Source organism: Endozoicomonas sp. ONNA1 (assembly GCF_024606325.1).
GTDB lineage: Bacteria > Pseudomonadota > Gammaproteobacteria > Pseudomonadales > Endozoicomonadaceae > Endozoicomonas_A.
This window is the reverse complement of sequence record NZ_JAHHPN010000521.1, coordinates 1-2,174: the sequence shown is the minus strand read 5'-3', so window position 1 is coordinate 2,174 and position 2,174 is coordinate 1. Positions and strand designations below refer to the sequence as shown.

Sequence of the window (2,174 nt, the reverse complement as noted above, 5' to 3'; positions counted from 1 at the left end):
TGGCGATTATTGGGATTTTGGCGGCTGTGGCTATTCCGCAGTATCAGAATTATACAAGAAACGCTCAAGCGACAGCCGCATTAGCTGAAGCAAATGCTTATAAAACAAGTATAACTATATGCTTACAGTCAAATGCTCAAGCCAATTGTGATCTAGGTGAAGGTGGTGTACCTGCTGAGTCTGGTGTTGTTACTGCTGGTGCTGACGGAACTGCCAGTTTTGTCATAACTCCAGGTGGAGCATTTGGTACAGGCACATTGACATTTACAACTAACGCTACTGGTAGTGACTGGAATGCTACATGTAGTAATGGTGGAGCTACGGATGGAGATAATAAGCTGTGCTCTCAAGATGCTGTAACGGACTATCCTGACTACAGCGCTTAAAATTACTCACAACTACTGCTCATTTTTTGGGCAGTAGTTCACTATAAGAAATGAGAATGAAATCTAACGAATTTTTGAGTCTAGGCAATATCTCTGTTTTTTTGTTAGGTAGTTTTTTTATTTTTTTATGGTCTGGATTAATAAGCAGTTTTTTTTTCGAATACCCATTTAATATAAAAAGACTATTTCTTTCGATACTTTTCGGTTTCTCTCTTATTTTTCTCATTTGGACCGTTCTTTGCAGAAAGGAATATCCAGATGTTTTTCACTCTAAACGTTCTCTTTCTTTAATTCTCTTGGCGCTTTTTTTTGGGAGTGTTTCCTCAGCCATCTCGGAGTTTCCTTATAAAAGTGTTCAAGAGGTTGGATTATATTCACTGCTACTTACTTCAAGTGTTTTTTTTAGTGCAGCTGATTTAGATGAAAATAAAATAGTTTTTCTTGTTGGTCTCTTTGGATTAGGGGTTTGCTTGTACACGTTTGGATATGCATTTAACTATATAGTACACCTTCAGTTTCCTCCAGAGAATTGGTCTTTAACATTATATGATTTTTCGAATCCAAGAATATTCAATCACGCTCAAAACTGGCTAATACCTCTCCTTGCTTTTCTCCCTCTTACTTATGACGGTAAATACAATTTACTGAAAAGGTTAAGCTGGCTACCCATAGTCTTTATGTACTTCTTTTTATTACTATCAGAGGGGCGGGGGGTAGCTTTATCGTTGCTAGTAGCAATCTTTACGACTTTGACTCTATTATTACAACAATCGAAGGAGCTAACTCTTATTCATGTTAAATCTTTCGCTGCAGGTTTTGCTATTTATATTATTCTTATCCAACTAGTTCCATTGATGTTAGGTAATACTGCCGGATTTGAATTTGATCGATTCATTCTCGAAAACTCAACCTCTTCAGGGCGAATCGAATTATGGAAAGTAACTCTTCAGTCCATCCAAGAGAATCCTATTTTCGGTATAGGTCCTCAGCACTTTATTACCTTGGTGGGGGCGGGGCCTGGTTCTCCACATAATATTATCCTTCAGTGGACCTCTGAGTGGGGTATTCCTAGTGCTATTTGCTTAATTATTCTCACTGTTTGGGGGGGCGTAAGTTATTTAAGGGGGTTACAGCACAGAGTCCACTCTGGGGTGCTTTCGTATAAGCAACAATTAATACAAATCTCAGCCTTTACTGCTTTATTAAGTGCTAGTATTCATGCACAGGTCAGTGGGGTGTTTATTACTCCAATGAGTCAAATGCTTATGGTTTTAGTAGTGGGGTATTGTCTGAATGTGCACTTTAAATATCGTGAAAATAAAAAAAGCGTCCCAAGTTGGATTGTAAGCATATTGTTTATTTTGTTGGTTTTTTTCTCATTAGCCTATTTTTCCATTCTTTATTGGGAGTATTTTGCTGGTAATTATTACACTGCATTGTTCGATCAGCCGAATGCTCCTAGATTCTGGAAAAATGGGGCTTTTCATAATTAATAAAAAGAACGGTAATCTGGGATATCCAGATTTATATGTGGGTTTCCATAAAAAAGGGACATCCATTAAAAAAGGGACATCCATGAGAATAAATAGGACACCCACACTTATATGTAGGTGTCCTTGACTCCATCCTAGGAGAATAAATAGGACACCCACACTTATATGTAGGGCCTTGACTCCATCCTTGAATCCCTTGTTGTTTGTTGACACCCATGTTGTTACTATCTAGTCGAACCTGAAAATAAATAGGACACCCACACTTTTATGTAGGTGTCCTTGACTCCATCCTAGA

Annotated in this window: 1 protein-coding gene and 1 pseudogene; both read left to right on the top strand. The window is 38.0% G+C overall.

All coding sequences use genetic code 11. From position 1 onward, the window contains the following. Window positions 1-386 (top strand): annotated as a pseudogene (locus KDK19_RS11940) (hypothetical protein); the annotation flags it as partial. Window positions 387-442: 56 nt separating this feature from the next. After that, window positions 443-1,879: an O-antigen ligase gene (locus KDK19_RS11935; protein ID WP_257292042.1), complete on the top strand. Its 1,437-nt coding sequence runs from the start codon at window positions 443-445 to the stop codon at window positions 1,877-1,879. Window positions 1,880-2,174 lie beyond the last annotated feature (295 nt).

Bases quoted from the DNA above. Each gene is read 5' to 3' on its own strand.
- KDK19_RS11935 (WP_257292042.1), top strand. From the start codon at position 443: ATGAAATCTAACGAATTTTTGAGTCTAGGCAATATCTCTGTTTTTTTG.